The sequence below is a fragment of the Streptomyces sp. ADI95-17 genome (assembly GCF_003846175.1).
In the GTDB taxonomy this organism is placed as follows: domain Bacteria; phylum Actinomycetota; class Actinomycetes; order Streptomycetales; family Streptomycetaceae; genus Streptomyces; species Streptomyces sanglieri.
In genome coordinates this window covers 159,625-176,399 of the sequence record NZ_ML123049.1, presented here as the reverse complement: position 1 = coordinate 176,399, position 16,775 = coordinate 159,625, and the positions used below count along the sequence as shown (strand labels likewise).

At 67.1% G+C, this 16,775-nt stretch carries 9 protein-coding genes and 3 pseudogenes; 3 read left to right on the top strand and 9 right to left on the bottom strand.

What is annotated here, in order from left to right; translation table 11 throughout:
* Positions 1–580: Lrp/AsnC family transcriptional regulator (locus EES42_RS27715; RefSeq protein WP_241196620.1), on the top strand; the 580-nt coding region annotated here is incomplete at its 5' end.
* Between the two features lie 644 nt (positions 581–1,224).
* On the opposite strand, the pseudogene EES42_RS27710 reads toward EES42_RS27715, so the two are convergent.
* The 6 genes and pseudogenes from EES42_RS27710 to EES42_RS27690 form a co-directional block, all read right to left on the bottom strand.
* Positions 1,225–1,527 (bottom strand): annotated as a pseudogene (locus EES42_RS27710) (isochorismatase family protein); the annotation flags it as partial.
* A 1,573-nt stretch (positions 1,528–3,100) separates the two neighbouring features.
* Positions 3,101–4,939, bottom strand: a pseudogene (locus tag EES42_RS46435) (DUF2075 domain-containing protein); the annotation flags it as partial.
* A gap of 198 nt (positions 4,940–5,137) precedes the next feature.
* Positions 5,138–6,577 (bottom strand): annotated as a pseudogene (locus EES42_RS47340) (SAV_2336 N-terminal domain-related protein); the annotation flags it as partial.
* Positions 6,574–7,602 carry an AAA family ATPase gene (locus EES42_RS27700; RefSeq protein WP_124721018.1) on the bottom strand — a complete coding sequence of 343 codons (1,029 nt, stop codon included), beginning with the start codon at positions 7,600–7,602 and terminating at the stop codon, positions 6,574–6,576. The gene EES42_RS27700 and the pseudogene EES42_RS47340, both read right to left, overlap by 4 nt.
* A 6-nt stretch (positions 7,603–7,608) precedes the next feature.
* The gene (locus EES42_RS27695; protein ID WP_124721017.1) at positions 7,609–9,729 is read right to left on the bottom strand and encodes a VMAP-C domain-containing protein; all 2,121 of its coding nucleotides are present in this window, start codon (positions 9,727–9,729) and stop codon (positions 7,609–7,611) included.
* A gap of 15 nt (positions 9,730–9,744) precedes the next feature.
* On the bottom strand, positions 9,745–10,215 hold the full coding sequence (locus EES42_RS27690) for a CU044_2847 family protein (protein WP_241196619.1): 471 nt from the start codon (positions 10,213–10,215) through the stop codon (positions 9,745–9,747).
* Between the two features lie 32 nt (positions 10,216–10,247).
* Here EES42_RS27690 and EES42_RS47335 point away from each other — a divergent pair, with 32 nt between their 5' ends.
* Together EES42_RS47335 and EES42_RS27680 are read left to right on the top strand one after the other, a co-directional pair.
* Positions 10,248–10,511 carry a cyclic nucleotide-binding domain-containing protein gene (locus EES42_RS47335; RefSeq protein WP_277426144.1) on the top strand — a complete coding sequence of 88 codons (264 nt, stop codon included), beginning with the start codon at positions 10,248–10,250 and terminating at the stop codon, positions 10,509–10,511.
* A 799-nt stretch (positions 10,512–11,310) separates the two neighbouring features.
* Complete coding sequence (locus EES42_RS27680) at positions 11,311–11,937, top strand: hypothetical protein (RefSeq protein ID WP_124721016.1); 627 nt, start codon at positions 11,311–11,313, stop codon at positions 11,935–11,937.
* Between the two features lie 147 nt (positions 11,938–12,084).
* Here the strand turns inward: EES42_RS27680 and EES42_RS27675 are convergent, their stop codons facing one another.
* The 3 genes from EES42_RS27675 to EES42_RS27665 all read right to left on the bottom strand — a co-directional run bounded on the left by EES42_RS27675 (position 12,085) and on the right by EES42_RS27665 (position 16,740).
* Positions 12,085–13,413, bottom strand: a complete 1,329-nt coding sequence (locus EES42_RS27675; protein WP_124721015.1) for a class I SAM-dependent RNA methyltransferase — start codon at positions 13,411–13,413, stop codon at positions 12,085–12,087.
* 140 nt (positions 13,414–13,553) lie between these two features.
* A complete protein-coding gene (locus EES42_RS27670; RefSeq protein WP_124721014.1) occupies positions 13,554–15,602 on the bottom strand; it encodes an APC family permease in 2,049 nt (682 codons plus the stop codon).
* Between the two features lie 112 nt (positions 15,603–15,714).
* Positions 15,715–16,740, bottom strand: a complete 1,026-nt coding sequence (locus EES42_RS27665) for a 1-aminocyclopropane-1-carboxylate deaminase (RefSeq protein ID WP_124721013.1) — start codon at positions 16,738–16,740, stop codon at positions 15,715–15,717.
* Between the last annotated feature and the right edge of the window lie 35 nt (positions 16,741–16,775).

Below are 16,775 nucleotides of genomic sequence, written 5' to 3'. Positions count from 1 at the left end.
AATGCGGGCCATGGAGCCCGCCGGCCACGCGGAACTCTCCACTCCACGCGCCTCACGCCCGACCCCGTACAGCGCCCACATGCACCACCGCCCGCCACCCGCGGACCAGGCCCTCCTGGAAGCCCTAGGCCGCGACGGACGCCTCGGCTACACCGACCTGGGCGCCGCGACAGGCATGAGCGAACACACCGCCCGACGCCGGCTCCAGCGGATGATCCGGGACCGGGACATCACCTTCCGCTGCGACCTGGCCCACCCCGTCGCCGGACTCTCGACGGTCGTGCTCTACCGCACCGCGGTCCCGCACACCCACCTCGCAGGCACGGGCAACGCGCTGACCCGGATGGAAGAGGTTCGCCTGGCCGTGTCCATCAGTGGTTCCGACAACCTGCTGGTGATGGTCTGGCTGCGCGGCCTGCACGCCATCGACCCCTTCGAAGCACACCTCGCGGAACGCTTCCCGAACCTGAAGGTCAACGACCGCACCGTCGTCCTCCACTCCCGCAAACGCATGGGCCGACTCCTCGACACCACCGGCCGCGCCATCGGGCACGTCCCCTTCTCCCTGCCACAGGTCTGAACCCGGTGCGTGCCGATCGCCGAGCTCAGCGACGGAAAGGGCGCTTTCGCCCCGCTCATATTTCCTGGCGGAATTGGCAGCTGGCGGCCGGGGCCGCTTCGGACGCGGTCGCCGTGTTCGGCGTCGCGGCGGGCCGGTGCGCTTCGGCTCGGGCGTCCGGTGCAGAAACCGCAGGTCAGTGGCTCTTCTCAGCAGGCTCCAGAATCGCCACGCACTCCACGTGGTGCGTCATCGGAAACACGTCACTCCTGACGGGGATGACAGAATCTTCAGGTCAAGTGCAGTTTCCGAAGGCAGGTGACCTGCTGTTGGGCGCCCGGAGCGTCAAACGAGCGTCACGGCCGATACTCGTTTGACCCGCCAGATCCCACGGCTCGACAAGGAAGTCGCCGGTAGGGTCGAGGCTGATGTCGAGACACTCGGCCCCGTCCGCGGAGGTGATCTGACGCAGACCGCTCGTCCCGGTGGGATCGGGAGTCAGGACCGCGGTGAGATCGAAAGTGCGGCTGGCTCCCCCAGTTCAACCGAATCGGGGGAAGTGAGCTGTCCCGTGTGGTGCACGACGGCCCCCGGCAGGGCGAGCCGCCGAGGTCAAGAACGAGGCCGTATGCCGCTTCCGGGGACGCTGGCCGAGCCGTTATGCGGGCGCTCGCCCGTCTCTTGGTGACCACCACGTCGCCCGGCCAGGGCGCGACCTCAGGGTGGATCTCGGTGCCCGAGGCGCCCTCGACGAAGAGGCCGGCCTGTGCGATGGCGAGGAGAGCCTTGTTGCGTGTCCCGACTTCCGGGAAGCCGGGAAATTGCCCGATGACCACGTAGGTCACGGGGATGTCCACCGCCCGGGCCCCGTCGATCGCCCTGCGCAGGCGCGGCAGGTATCCGGAGTCGTCGTCAGCGATGTCCACGACAGCCTGCTGAACGTCCATCACGAGAAGGGCATAGCTCAAGTTGCCTCCAGTACAGAGTCGTTGGGCGTTGAAACGGGACGGGTCCTGATGGTCGGACCCCATGCGGGCTCGGGCATGGTGACTGCTTCGGAAGGTGCGCAGTTCGGCAGGTCTGAGCGTGGGCTGCGGCCATTTCACGCTGGTCGCCTTGCGCACCACGCCGACGCTCATCCCGGCGGCGCGGAAATCAAGCGAGAGTTCACAGAAAGTCCGGGTGCCGAGTGTCACCCGGCTTTCGGCCGATCTCCCTCAGACGGCGGCTGAACTCCGCGTGCGCTTCCCGCATCTCGTCCTTGCGGTGTGCTCGGTAGAGCGGGCCGGCGTACCCGTCAGGAACGTTGCATTCGCTCGGAAAGCGCTCATGGGAACTCAGTTGTCCCCAGGCGTCCTTGGGCTGATCGTAACCGTGCTGCCGACGCAGCTCGGCGATGCGGCGACCGGTCGCGTCGAACCACATGCTCTCCTCGTTTCGCTGGAGAACGGGGAACCTAGAGTCGTACATGGTCACTAATGCGTCCGCGCTGATACCAAGCCAGACTGCGACGAGGGCATCTATTTCGACAAGGGCCGCCCTGCGGGCGAACTCCGTACGGAGGGGGACGTCGCTGTTCCAGGTGGGGCCTACACCTTCGGTGAGTGGAGGCGTGGATTCGGGCCAGTACGCGGAGGCGGCCCAAGCATCCTGGCGCCAGGAAGAGTCGTACAGCTCCTCCCAGAGGGGAGCATAGGCGTTGGTCTGGCAGTTCAGCCGGAGAGTACGCAGGAGCAGCGCTGATTCCAAGGGGTGTTCCGGTGAGGGCGCAGGCATGTCCCCGACGGCGGAGGTGTCCAGGCGGAGGCGGCCTGATCTGCGGAGAAAGTCGTCCAAGGGAAGCGAAGCAAAGAACCCTGCTGTGAGTACCGTCAGTCGCGGCGACGGCAGTGCGGCGCTGCGCATCGTGTGGAGGTGGTTCGCCCCTGGCGGGACGAGTGCAGCATGCAGACTCCGCTCCGTGTCGGGGGAGATCAAGGCTCGCCATGCCACTCGATAGAACTCCGTGCATGGCCGTGTGCTCGCTGCTCGGAGCACTGTTTCAGCGGCCTTGCCGCGGTCTCCCCCTTGCGATTCGAGATCGGTCGCACTGACATCGGCATGCGCCGCCAGGACAGCTGCCGGATCACCCAGGAGCTGAGTGAGCCGGTCGTGGTCCACCCAGCGGTCCTGGGCGCTGAGATACCGTGCGGGGGGCCCGGTAGGACGGTAGTTCGTCCGCGGTACAGCGTCCGCCGCAAGGCGCAGATGATTCCAGCTCTCGCTCTCGCGCACGCCTCTTGCTCTACCCTCCGGCGGCTGCTTGTGGAACGGCGTAGCAGCGCTGATGAACGAGCCCTGAAGGATGACGTCCTGCCAGCCTTCGACCGGTCCCGGGTACCGATCGAAGAAGCCCGCTGCACGGCCGTTCGTCTCATGAAAGCCGGCGGTGATGCGAGGGCTGAGGTCGGCGAGCCGGTGCGGCCATTTCGTGAGCGCGGCGACGGCCGACTCCTCAGCTCGACTGGAATGTCCATGCAGCGGCTGCGCCCCCTGGTCGAGCAACTGCGCGCGGGTCTCCGCGTCTGTCGAGTAGACGACTGTGCCCATCAAGCCGCGGGTGAGCAGAACCTTGTAAGCGGTGCGGATCAGCCGGTCCGTTTCAGCGTCCGAAACGGACCGGCTGAGCACTGGGTCCTTGGACGACGTGCGGTCCGTGACGAAGCGGTCCCCCCGCCAGACCAAGTCGGGGCCGAGGACGACTCCACTCCAGTCGTACTCGAAGCCCTGCGCCGTGTAGATGACGCCCACCTGTCCGAAGCCGGCCGGATCGGTAGCCCACAGGGCGGAAGGCGGTGCCCCGGAAACGGAGCGATCGCCTCTAAGGGTCCATGGACGGGCCCAGTCACCGATCACCACGTCCAAGGGAAGCGGGTCACCCGGCTTGGGCTCTGACGACCACCTCCAGCAGTAGCCCGCGGTCATGCGGGCACTGTGTCCCTCGGATCGGCGAGCCGCAAGGAACACCTCCATCTCCTCCGGGCTTTCCGCGACCAGAAGTTGCATCCGGCCGTCCGGCTCCCAGCGCGCCGGACCGCCCGGCTCCAACTCAAGGAGCCTCACCACCCAGTTCAGATATGCGGCGCTGCCGCCACAGCCGAACTGGCCCCCTAGCGGTACCACGCGGACAGGCAGGCCCTTCCTTTGGGCAGCCTCCGTGATCGCGGCCACGGTGCCCATCTCGCCCGGGCGGACGACTTGATGTTCGTCGAGGAAGAAGACAGGCACACGGGCGACATCGATGAGTTCGTCGACCTGGGCCCTGCCGGTCCGATGCGCGGCAGGGGTGTAGCGGTTGGCCGAGGTTTCCCGAATGCGGTGGGCCTCGTCGCAGATCAGGACACCCAGACTGTTCTTCTCGGCGGTCATGAAGCTGTTGAAGTACTTGAACAGGTCCTGGACCTCCCGCTTCCGGGCTCCAGCGACCTTCCTCATTGTCTTGGTGAACGCCTGCGACCCTGTGGCATGCAACACAGGGACGCCGCGCCGGTACAGCTCGCCGAGCAACTGGAGAGCAATCACACTCTTGCCGGTGCCGGGCCCGCCCGTGACGATGACGACTTCCTTGCGGTCGGCGTCCTTCGCCTTCTCCACGGCATTGAGTACCAAGCGGTACGCGACCTGCTGCTCGTCCAGAAGCATGAACTGTTGCCGCTCCCTTACCTCTTGCGCCGCGACAGCCATGAGTCGGTCGGAACGGACGGAAGTGGCCTGGAGGAGTTCGTCGGCCGCGCGTTCTCCTGCCCGGCTGTCGCTGAACCTCGCACGCAGATGGTCGAGGAACTCCCTGCGTCTTTCACCAGTGAACAAGTGGACCCGGTCATCACGTTCGAGCTCACGCAACCCGCTCAGGCCCGCTTCGGTGGCTCTGGGCAGGTAGGCGACTCCACTGACGCGTTCCGGGTTCCGGGACAACGTTCTGGTGACCCGGATCAGGTACTCGCGGTAGCGCCGTACCTGTTCGACGGGATTGAGGACTGGACGCGAGGTGGCATCCCCGTAACACAGGACCGGATCGTCCTCATCGAGTGTGGCCCGGGTCCACGGCTTCAGCTCGACGAGCACATAGGAGGGAGCCGAATGGACGGGGTCCAAGCCTGCCAGGACCACGGAGACGTGGAAGCTGCTCATCGGAAGTCCGTACTCGATCAGCATCTCGACCTCGCCGAGACCCACGTCCATAAGCGCGGCTGCCAGCTCTGGAAGATCTTGTTCCCACGCGCGGACCCGGGCAGCGGTCGGTCGTCTTCCCAAGGCACTCACGTGCTGTTCGATGAGGAGCAGGATCAGCGACCCCCGCAGAGCGTCCGCCGCGACGACGCGAGCGGGTGCCCGGAACAGCGCGGCCCCGCCCAACGCGGCGGAGGTCTCCTGGCCGCCGATATCCGAGCCCGCTGCGCTCGATGCCGTAGGACTCGGTGCGCTATCGGTGCGGGGGCCTGCCAGCGCTGCGAAAGGCAACGCCTCCTCGGCGATCCGGTGGGTGCCCGCCACATCGGGCACAAGGACCGAGAAGTCCGGCAGCCTGCCCAGATAGGGCGCGAGGGCGCGGCCTACGGCCACGGTCACCTCGTGGGTCTGCGCCCTGCTCAGCCCGGTGGCCAAAAGCTCGCGCACACCGGGGCGGAAGGTGTAGAGGTCGTGCTCGCGTAGCGTCTCCGGGAGCTCCCGCGTGTCGGCCGCGTCGTCCCGGCGCTGGAGCAAACCTCCGAGCAGCACTTCCGCCACGTGCGTGGACGTGGCCTCGGGCAGGGTGGCGGTGCGCACGAGCTGCATGACGAGCGGGCTGAGCGTCGTGATGGCCGAGAGCCTGACTGCGAGACTGTAGGCCTGTGGGGAGAAGGATCCGCGGAAGGCGGCGATCAGCTTGTCCGGCGGCGCACTCTCATCTGCGGTCACCGCTTCTGCCGACGGGCTGGCACCCGGGGACCCCAGCAGGGCGGATTCAATCATTTGTGAAGCGGTAGGCCGAGTCATCAGCTGCGCCCACGAGGCGAGCGACGACGGTGACAGTGCTACGACCGGCAGCGGCACACGGCCAGGGCCGAGTTGCAGGCACTCCCCCGTCACGGGGTCGAGCATGGACAACTCGCGTATCGCCGGGAACCGCTGGGTTGCCCTGAGGAGGCACGGCTGCGGCTGGAACCCTGTGGCGCGCCAGAGTCGCTGGGGCAGGGGTGTCAGGACAGTGACCGGACCGCGTGCCCCCAGGGCTGCGACGGCGTTGGCCATGGCCGAGCTCGCCCAGGCCCGATGAACACCGTCCGTCAACAGGAAGACGACGGAGGGGCCGATGCTCCGCACACGGTGCCGCCGGACCAGCTCTTCCGGCGTGAACTTACGGATCTCAACGGTGCGGAAGACCCCACTGCGCTCCACTAGACGGCCGACTTCCGACAGCAGCGATCGCCACACGCGCATGGACGGGGAGTCGTCAATCAGAAAAATAGCGGTGTTCTGTAGCTCACTGGTAGGACGGAGCACCACATCGAAGATGTCCGACTCCGCGGCGAGCCGGACCGTGGCCTCCACATCAACGACGGTACGACGCGGATGCTCCCGGTGTTCACGCAGCGGACGCAGTGACCGGACCAGGTGGTTCGCGCCCGGCAGGGCACGAGGCCCAGGGATTCTCAGCGAGTGAGCGGCGGAGCCGGTCGACGGGTCCTGCGGTCTCGTATCCGGGAAGAGCATGTGGCGCTTTCCCGGTGAGGGCGTTCCCGGCTGTTGCCTCTCCCCACCTTCCGGGCCTGTGCCGGACGTCTCCGCCAGGTCGGCCATCTGTTCGGAATCTGAGGCGGGCCCCAAGGAGTCGTCGGCCTGGAGATCGGCCTCCTTTCCCGCCCCCGATCCGGTCGTGCTGAGGACGTCCTTCCTGCTCGCTGCCATGGTTCGGGCCAGCAGGAGAACGTCCAGCAACTCCGCACTGCCGAGTGGGTGGCCGAGGCTGTCCAGGATCCGTCGTAGACGGTCAATCATCCGGGGAAGACCTCGTCAAGACGGTGCATGACAGTGTTGATCAGCTGCTCGCGACTCAGATCGGCTCCCGTCACGCGGAGGTGTACCGCGGCCAGGAGTTGATCGGTAGCGAGCGTCTGTGTGGCCGCTCTCTGCAGGAAGTTCTGGATGAGGTCTTCCGCGTCGGCAAGTGCCTCCTCACCCAGATGGAGTTGGATGATGTCGCGGAGTTTCTGCTCGTCGGGGTCCTGCAGATCGAGGCGTACACAGCGGCGGAGGAAGGCTGGCGGGAAATCCCTTTCCCCATTACTGGTCATGACGACGATCGGAAAGTGCTGACACGACACCGTGCCGCGGTGGACCTGGACACGCTTCCTGCTTCCGGTGACGAGGACGTTCACGGTCTGCTGCTCCTCGGGTAGCCTCGCAAGTTCGGGAATCTCGAACTCTGCTTCCTCCAGCACCACGAGGAGATCATTGGGGAGATCGATGTCGGCTTTGTCGAGCTCATCGATGAGCAGAACCTGCGGGCGGTCCGGAGTGGCGAGAGCCGTCCCCAACGGGCCGAGCCGCAGATAGTCCCCGATATCCGACTGGCGGCCCCGAGCACGGTGCCGCAGCTTCCTCGGCACGCCGCGTGCCATGCGCCTCTCACGTTCCAGCGACACCTCTCGCAGCCGACCCACCGCGTCGTAGCGGTAGAGGGCGTCCTCCAGCGTGGAGCGGCTGTTGACCGGCCAGCGAAGTACATTGCCCAATCCCAGGTCCTCAGCGATGGCATGAGCGAGAGAGCTCTTGCCGGTGCCAGGACGCCCTGTGACCAACAACGGACGACGCAGATGCAGTGCGGCGTTGACGACCGCCACGTGCTGCGGGCTCAATAGGTACTGCTGAGCCGCCGGAGTCTGCTTCGAGCCCGCGAGGCTCCGCCAGGGGGGTGGAGGGGGCAGGTCTGCCGGGCCGCGGAACACCCACCAGTCCTCGGCTGACTCGCCGGAGACCTGGTCGGATGCAGCGTTGTGCGACACAGTCGCTCTCCTTGACATGGTGGTTCAGGGTTGAGTGAGCGCCCAGGCATCGGGGGCGAGCGGCGGCGGCCTGTGATCCGGCCCGTCGTAGAGAAGCGACAAGCGGCGACCATGATGTGTCAGGCACTCGGGGTCCACCAATGCTCTAGCCCGTTCGAGACGTACCGTCTCCGGAATATCGGCGTGCCCGATCCCTTGCAGCAGGTCGAGCAGCCTCTTGGCTGTTTCCGTATCGTGGTTCTGCCGGTGCCACAGGACAGTGTGCACACCGGCCTGGAGACATTGTCGGAGCACTCGGTTCTGGTGCTGCTGCTCGCAACACATGATGACGATGCCCGCGTCCGGAGTCGCTTCGAGCCGCGCCTGGGCGACCGTGGGGTCCGCCGAGTGATGGTCGAGAACAAGGGGCTGAGAGGACAGAAGGGCCTTGGTACGCCGCTTCCAGCCGGAGTAGGTCTCACGTGTCCGGCTGGAACTACGCAGAACGACCCTGCGGCTGATGCCGAGCAGGAAGTCGCTGTCGTCCTCGTTCCCCGCCAACTTCCAGGTATCGACGTCGAGTCGCAGCCAGGAGGGTGCCACGAAGAACTCCACCAGGGCTTGGTCCATGTGTTCCTGTACCTCATTGCGGAGCACTCTCCGGATCCCCTCGACCACTTGCTCGCTGGAGACCTCGGAGTCCTGTACCAGAACCACCTCGTGACGCCCTTCGGCGTCCCAGACCCAGATCTGAAAGGTGAAGCGATGGCCGGTGGCCAGGGGCAGCAACTCAACCTGTACACGGGGACCCACGACAGCGGACGGACTATCACGGGGAGCGGGACGGACGTCCTCGCGGAACTGAGCGACTGCGGCTTCCGGTACTCCGAGTCGAAGTGCCACCCTCGTCACCCAGGCATCAAGGTCGCGCGCCACGGCGTTGCCGACACAGCCCTCCGAGAGGGCGATCTTGACGACCGCCTGAAGCAGAGGAGGCATCAAGCGCCCAGCAACCGGGTCGTATCCCTCCAAGAGGTCAGTGACTTCAACGAGGCCGGACGCTCGCGGCAGCTCATCGGCGTACGGAAGCACCGAGCGCAGCAGGTCCGCGGAATCGGCGTGGCAGTGGGCCAGCAGACCGACCAGATCACGCCGCTGTTGCACGGTGAGTACGTCCCGCTCGCTCACCACACGGGCCACGCGCAGCAGCTGCTCCCAGAGCCACCTTGTGGCCGGGGATTCACTGATTCCGGCATCCGCCAAGTGGTCCCGGACGACATCCAGCAGTTCTGGTGTCCCGCGCCGCACGCTCAGAGCGAGGGCGAGCAGCCGGTAGCAGTCCGCAGCTTGGCCTGCCGATTCCCTGCAGAGCTTGGCGGCCAGCCTCTCCTCGCACTTGCGGACAGACTCGCTGCCCGGCAAGAGCTGCTCCAGGACAGCCAACATCTGTTGCCGGCCCAGTCCTGCCATGGGTACGGCAAGCGGCGGGAGTTCCGGAAGCTCGGCCTCGATCGTGGGCAACCCGATGGCATACAGCGGGGCTGCGGACGCCGATGCCTCACCCGCGCCTGAGGTTACATGGGCAGCGACAACGATCCCTACCACCGCCTCGCGGTCCCGGTCCCAGAGCGGTCCGCCACTGTACCCGCCGACCAGCGAGCCTGCCACAACGTCGAGTACTACCCACGGCTCGGCCACAGCACGGGGCAGGGCACGGAGGGTTGTCAGTGTGTTGCCGCTGGCCCACAGCGCGGTGACTTCATGCCCGTCCCGCTCGGGCAGAAAGGGTGCGGGCTCCGCGCCGTCCGGAGCTGGCTCTCCGAGTCTGAGCACGGCTAGATCGCCGAAGTATGGCAGTCTTCCAGCTGCGGAAGCGCCACTACCCGCCGAGGCATACGGCCTTGGCGGACGCCACATCGTGTGATCGACGCGGCCCGTGAGTTCCCGGTCGCGGTCCACATGAGGCATCCGCAACCGGATGACCTTGTCAGGCCCCGGAGTGGAGGTCTCGAAGTCGTCCCGCCCCAGTGCCGCGTTGACGACATGAGCACAGGTGAGGACCAGGGAGTCCCTGATCAGAACGGCAGCGCCGACGAAGCCGTCCGGTCCGAGGACAGATATGAATGACCGGCGAAGTGCCGCGTCATCGTGATGGGGAGGAAGCACGTCTCGCCGCTTCCGTTACGAAACGGTTGACGCAGCCGCCCCGTTCGCGGGAAGCGGCCCATCGGGGGACAGACCAGGCCCTGCGCTTCTAGTGAAGTGCCAGCTCGCTGAAACAGTGAAGCTTGCCTCGCCCTTACCTGAGAAGACCCCCAGGCTCAGATCGCTGCCGAGAGTCACCCCGAACTCCACGGTCACCTCGTCCGGTTGTTGAACGGAATCCGCTAGAGACTGATGAATCCCATCCAGAACGCCACCCAGCGGACGGAGCGCTTCCGTAAGCGCTTCGCCTCCTCGGGTGAGTGCCTGCGCCATACGGTCATGGACGCTGACAGGCTGCGCGGAGCCGAAGCCCGCTGGAAGCTCAAGAGACTCTTCCGCCTCGGCCTGTCCATACGCCGCTACACCGACCGCAGCAGTTTCCTTGACCGGGGCAAGGTGCAGACGCACCACCGAGCCGTCGTCAAAGGTCAGATTCACGTCCCCCATAGGCACCATGATGGCATGAACGTCCGCCTACCGTGGCCTGGACCCAGCGGGGCAGTCGGGTCGATCGGAAGTTCTCTGTCCGTCGGCTCGATCGGGTCATCAGTGAAAGGACGCTTCTTGCCGTACGCGGCGCCGGTGAGATACTCGGCGAACTGGCCGTGTTGGACTCCCAGCCGCGCACGGCCACGGTCATCGCCGCCGAGGCCTGTCAGATCCGCATCATCCCGGCTGTGCCGCTTTCCTCACGTTCGTTGAGGAGCATGAGCTGCTGGCCCCACTCCTGCGCCATGCCATAGCCCGGTCAAGGAATCCGAGGCCGTGCGGCTCGAACTGGCCACCGCATCAGTGCCGCTGCGTCTGGCCTCGGCTCTGTCGCGGTGGTCGAGGCCGCATCCGTTTCGGCTTCGGATCTTGCCGTGCGTCTGCCCCAAACGGAGCTGTCTCAGATGATTGGCGCTTCCCGCAACGCGGTGGTCAACGCGTTCAAGCCCTGGCGCGAGAAGGACTGGGTCCGCACCACGTCCAGTGGTGGGCGCCTCGTTCGCGACATCTCATCCTGCCGCCCCCCTATGAGCGTCAAGCGACTACCTCTGGCCACAGCCTCAGGCCGACTCGACAACGGGCCTCCCCCCTCAACTTGGGGAGGCCGACCGGCTCGACCATCAGGCCAAGACCTCCGCCCAAGGGGCAAAGAGGTACCGCGCCCGCGGAAACCACACCCTCGCCCTAGTCAAATGCTACGACCGCCTGGTCGCCGGCATCGACAAACTTCCTGGCATCTTCACCGTCCCAGACTTGCTCACCGAAGTCGGACCTCAGGCCCTAGGCTTGGAAGAGGACGACGCCGAACTCCCCCGCTACGCAGGTGCCCTGTGACCGAGTCTCGTCGTGGATGACCTGTCCGAAGAGTGGGTCATGGACTTCCGAGTCCGCTTCCAGCAACTGCCCTACAGAATCACCGGGTTCTACCCCCAGAAGCCCGAACCGTCATCACAGGTACCGGCACGACTCAACCAACATGTGCTCGAGCTCGTTAGCCTCTGAATCGGCTCAAGCTGTGCATGACCTGGCTCCGGGCGGGCCATGCTGCCGAGCATGAGCTCCACCAACACTGCCCTCGTGTCTGCCAGCATTGCCGTGATCAGTGCGTGCATCGCCGCGTACACCACGCGCGGCAACAGCGCCCGCGCCGGCTTCGAACTCGCCCGCTCCCTATTCAACAACCTCACCTCAGCCAACACCGCGAAGTCCCGCGGCATCCTGGAGCGCTACAGGCGCGGGACCGGGCCCACGGACGAAACCTCCGACATAGTCCTCGACCAGTACTTCAACCTGCTCTGGCAATTTGAACAGATCCACGCCGGGCGTCAATCCCTCAACCAGCAACATCGCATCAACGGCACCCGCCCCGCCGTCCGCTATCTCGACGCCATGACCAGTTGGCACATCAGCGAATGGGCGCACCGCTGGCTGGAGATCCGAACGCGGCTCGAGGCCGACCGAGGTGAGTCCATCGACGACGAGCACTCGCTCGACACCTTCAACCAACTCCTCGCATCCATACATCCCAAGCGCTGGCGACTGCCCAGCCTCGAAGCCGTCGTCAACGCGCAACGCCTCCGGCGCGAAGAGCGCGAACAGAGGGAGCGGCGAGAACGGGAAGGACAATCGTGCCGACAGGCGAGCACCGCACCGCTACCCAACAGGACGGGAACGCCATAGCCGCGGGATCCCCGCCTCCTACGGTGCGGCCAGAGGGCGAGCAGGGCCCGCACCGAGATCGAGTGGCGCAACGCAGTCCACACGATGCACCCGCCCAAAGCCCCGAAAGCAGGTCGAAAAAGCTCAACGAAACTGCAAAACCGCAGTTCAGACACCCTTCGTCACTGGCTCTAGAACAGCGACACACTCAACATGAGAGGTCATCGGAAACAGATCGAACGCCCGCAGCGTCCGCACCTTGTAGCCGCCCTCCGCGAAGTACGCCAGGTCGCGCGCCAGCGCCGCCGGGTCGCACGCGACGTACGCGATGCGGCGCGCGCCCAGGCCCGCCAGGTGGTTGACGACCTGCTTGCCGGCGCCTGCGCGGGGCGGGTCGAGGACGATCAGGTCGCACTCGGTGATGCCGGTGCGCGGGAGGATCTGGTCGACCTTGCCGTGTTCGATGCGGACGCGGTCCAGGTCCTTCAGGTTGTGGCGGGCGTCCTCCACGGCGCGCTTGCCGGACTCGATGCCGAGGACGGCGCCCTTTTCGCCGATGCGCTGTCCGATGGCGCCGGCGAACAGACCGACGCCGCAGTAGAGGTCGAGGGCCATGTCGTTCTTGCGGGGCAGCAGGCCCTGCATGACGGCGCGGACCAGGGTGTTGGCAGCCTGGGGGTGGACCTGCCAGAAGCCGCCGGAGCCGACGCGGTAGGTGCGGTCGTCGGCGCGCTCGCGGACGAAGGCGCGGCCGTGGACGCGGTGGACGCCGCTGTCGCGCTCGTCGACGCGCATCACCGAGACGGGCTTGTCGAGCTCGACCAGGGGCAGCCGACCGCCGGGCCTCGGGGTGAGGATGACCTGGCGGTCGTGGGAGCCCGTGGCGGCGATGGCCTCCACCGAGGCCATGCCGGGCCAGTCGCGCTTCTCGATGCCGAGCTCCGTGACGCCGGGGGCGGCGATCAGGCAGCGTTCGACGGGCTCCACGTCGTGCGAGCGGTGCTTGCGCAGGCCGACCTTGCCGTCCTCGTCGATGGCGTACTGGACGCGGGTGCGCCAGGCGGGAACCTCGCCCGGCGGGAGCTTGTCGCCCTCGGCCGGCATGACCGTGCCGTCCCAGCCCGCCTCCTCGGGGGTGAGGCCCGCGAGGCGCTGGAGCTGTTCGGCGATCACTTCGCCCTTGAGCCGGCGCTGGGCGCCGGGCTTGGCGTGCTGCCAGTCGCAGCCGCCGCACTTGCCGGGGCCCGCGTACGGGCAGGGCGCCTCGACGCGGTCCTTGGACGCCTCGATGATCCGTACCGCGTCGGCGCGCAGGAAGCGGGAGTCGCTCTCGCCGTCGGTGACCCTGGCGACGACCTTCTCGCCGGGGAGCGTGTGCCGTACGAAGAGGACCCGGCCCTCCGAGGTGCGGGCGATGCAGTGGCCGCCGTGTGCGACGGGGCCGACCTCGACCTCGTACTCCTCCCCGACCAGCGACGACGTGGGTTCGTTCTGCATGAGGGGGTGGCTCCAGGGATCAGGGAAAAGGAAAAGGATCAGGGGGAACGACCGGGCAACGACCACGGCCGGACAACAACCTACGATTCTACGTGGGTGTCGTCCGGCCGTTTACCACGAACGGAAGCGGGCAGGGGCGGTCAGCTCTTGCCGCTGGGTTCCTTGGGCCTGCGCTCCACCGGGCCTCGGCGCACCGCGCCCGGCGCGTTCCACTCGGCGCGCTTCCTGGCGCGCTTCTTGGCCGCCTCGGAGGACTCCAGCTGATACGGCACGGAGGTCACCATGACGCCCGGGGTGAACAGCAGCCGCCCCTTGAGGCGCAGGGCACTCTGGTTGTGCAGGAGGTGCTCGTACCAGTGGCCGACCACGTACTCCGGGATGTACACGCTCACCACGTCGCGCGGGCTCTCCCGGCGCAGGCTCTTCACGTAGTCGATGACCGGCCGGGTCACCTCGCGGTACGGGGAGTCGAGGATCTTCAGCGGGATGTCGACGCCGCGCCGCTCCCAGTCGTCCTTGAGCGCCTTGGTCTCGGCCGGGTCGACGCTGATGGAGAGCGCCTCCAGCCGGTCGGAGCGGATCAGCTTGGCGTAGGCGAGGGCACGCAGGGTGGGCCGGTGAAGCTTGGAGACCAGGACGATCGAGTGGACCCGGGAGGGCCGGATCGTCTCGTCGGACGGGGTCTCGTCGGCGGCGATCTCCTCGGCGACCCGGTCGTAGTGCTTCCGGATCGCGGTCATCGTCGCGAAGAAGATGCACATGCCGAGCAGCGCGACCCAGGCACCGTGAGTGAACTTGGTGACCAGGACGACCACGAGGACGAGGCCGGTCAGGAAGGCGCCGAAGGCGTTGATCGCGCGGGAGCGGATCATGTGGCGGCGCTTGTCGACGTCCTTCTCGGTGCGCAGGTGGCGGTTCCAGTGACGGACCATGCCGGTCTGGCTGAGCGTGAAGGACACGAACACGCCGACGATGTAGAGCTGGATCAGCCGGGTCGAGTCGGCGCCGTAGATGACGACGAGCAGGGCGGCCGCGCCGGCGAGCAGCACGATGCCGTTGGAGAAGGCGAGGCGGTCGCCGCGGGTGTGCAGCTGGCGCGGCAGGTAGCGGTCCTGGGCGAGGATCGAGCCGAGCACCGGGAAGCCGTTGTACGCCGTGTTCGCCGCGAGGAACAGCACCAGGGCGGTGGCTGCGGCGAGCACGATGAACAGGAAGCTGCCGTTACCGAAGACGGCCTCGGCGACCTGCGTGATCACCGGGTCCTGCACATAGCCGGGGCCGACCGGCGCACCGCCCTTCAGCAGGTCCTGCCCCGGGTTCTCGGCCATCCGGACGTCGGTGACCAGGGCGAGGGCGATGATGCCGACGAGCATGGTGATGGCGAGCGCGCCCATCATCGTCAGCGTCGTCGCCGCGTTCTTGGACTTGGGCTTGCGGAAGGCCGGGACGCCGTTGGAGACCGCCTCGACGCCGGTGAGCGCGGCACAGCCGGAGGAGAAGGCGCGCAGCAGCAGGAAGACAAGGGCGAAGCCCGCGAGGCCCTCCTGCTCCGCCTTGATGTGGAAGTCGGCGGTGGGCGCGCGCATGGTGTCGCCGAGCACGAGAGCGCGGTAGGCACCCCACGCGATCATGATGAAGACGCCCACGACGAACACGTACGTCGGAATCGCGAAGAGCGACCCGGACTCCTTGACGCCGCGCAGGTTCATCAGCGTCAGCAGCAGGATCACCGCGACGGCGCACGGCACCTTGTGCTCGACCACGAACGGGATCGCCGAGCCCAGGTTCTCGATGCCGGAGGTGATGGAGACGGCGACGGTGAGGACGTAGTCCACGAGCAGTGCGCTGGCGACCGTCAGGCCGGACTTGGGGCCGAGGTTGGTGGTGGCGACCTCGTAGTCGCCACCACCGCTGGGGTACGCGTGCACGTTCTGCCGGTACGACGCCACCACGGTGAACATCACCACCACGACCGCCAGGGCGATCCACGGGCTGAAGTGGTACGCCGACACGCCCGCGACAGACAGGACGAGCAGAACCTCGCCAGGCGCGTAGGCAACGGAGGACAGGGCGTCGGAGGCGAAGACGGGGAGGGCGATGCGCTTCGGCAGGAGCGTTTCTCCGAGCCGGTCACTGCGCAGTGCGCGCCCGATCAGGATCCGTTTGGGCACGTCGGTCAGTTTGGACACGCAGAGGATCGTAAGCGTTCCGTATGGAAGCCGCGGACCCACCACCCCCGTGGCCCCGCAATCTCCTGCACTCGGACGAAAAAGCCACGAAATCCTTAACGAAATCCTTGCACTAAGCGTCCGCGAAAAGGGCGCTGTAACCATTCAATGCGGGCTGCCCGCCGAGATGTGCGTAAAGGACGGTGGAATCGCGGGCGATCTCGCCGCGCGCCACGAGGTCGATCGTTCCCGCCATCGACTTCCCCTCGTACACGGGGTCGGTGACCATGCCCTCGGTACGGGCGGCCAGCCGCATGGCGTCGAGGGTCGTGTCGTCGGGGATGCCGTAGGTGCCCGCGTGGTAGCGCTCGTCGAGCTCGATGTCGTCCACGGTGAGCTCCCGGCGCACGCCGACGAGCCGTGCGGTGGCGGCCGCGATCCGGGCGATCTGCTCGCGGGTCCGGGTGGGTTCCGCGGAGGCGTCGATGCCCAGTACGCGTCGCGGGCGGGCGCCCGCCTCCTCCAGCGCGGCGAAGCCCGCGACCATGCCGGCCTGGGTGGAGCCGGTCACCGAGCAGACCACCACGGTGTCGAAGAACACGCCGAGTGCGCGTTCCTGCTCGGCGACCTCGTACGCCCAGTTCGCGAAGCCGAGACCGCCCAGCGGGTGGTCGGACGCGCCCGCGGGGATGGCGTACGGCTTGCCGCCGCCCTCCTCCACCTCGCGCAGTGCCTGCTCCCAGCTCTCCTTGACCCCGATGCCGAACCCGGCGCGCACCAGCCGTACGTCGGCGCCGGCCAGCCGGCTGATCAGGATGTTGCCGACCTTGTCGTAGACGGCGTCGGGCCACTCGACCCAGCTCTCCTGGATGAGTACGCACTTGAGGCCGGCGCGGGCGGCGACCGCCGCGACCTGGCGGGTGTGATTGGACTGGACGCCGCCGATGGACACGAGGGTGTCGCAGCCCTTCGCGAGGGCGTCGGCGACGAGGTATTCGAGCTTGCGGGTCTTGTTGCCGCCGTAGGCGATGCCGGAGTTGCAGTCCTCCCGCTTGGCCCAGACCGCGGCGCCGCCGAGGTGCTCGGTGAGCCGGTCGAGCCGGTGCACGGGCGAGGGGCCGAAGAGGAGGGGGTAGCGCTCGTACGAGGAGATGGACACGGGGCTCCCTTGGTCGGGGGTTGGGTGGGGCGGGG

Bases quoted from the DNA above. Each gene is read 5' to 3' on its own strand.
- EES42_RS27700 (WP_124721018.1), bottom strand. From the start codon at position 7,602: ATGTCAAGGAGAGCGACTGTGTCGCACAACGCTGCATCCGACCAGGTC.
- EES42_RS27690 (WP_241196619.1), bottom strand. From the start codon at position 10,215: ATGGGGGACGTGAATCTGACCTTTGACGACGGCTCGGTGGTGCGTCTG.
- EES42_RS27680 (WP_124721016.1), top strand. From the start codon at position 11,311: ATGAGCTCCACCAACACTGCCCTCGTGTCTGCCAGCATTGCCGTGATC.
- EES42_RS27675 (WP_124721015.1), bottom strand. From the start codon at position 13,413: ATGCAGAACGAACCCACGTCGTCGCTGGTCGGGGAGGAGTACGAGGTC.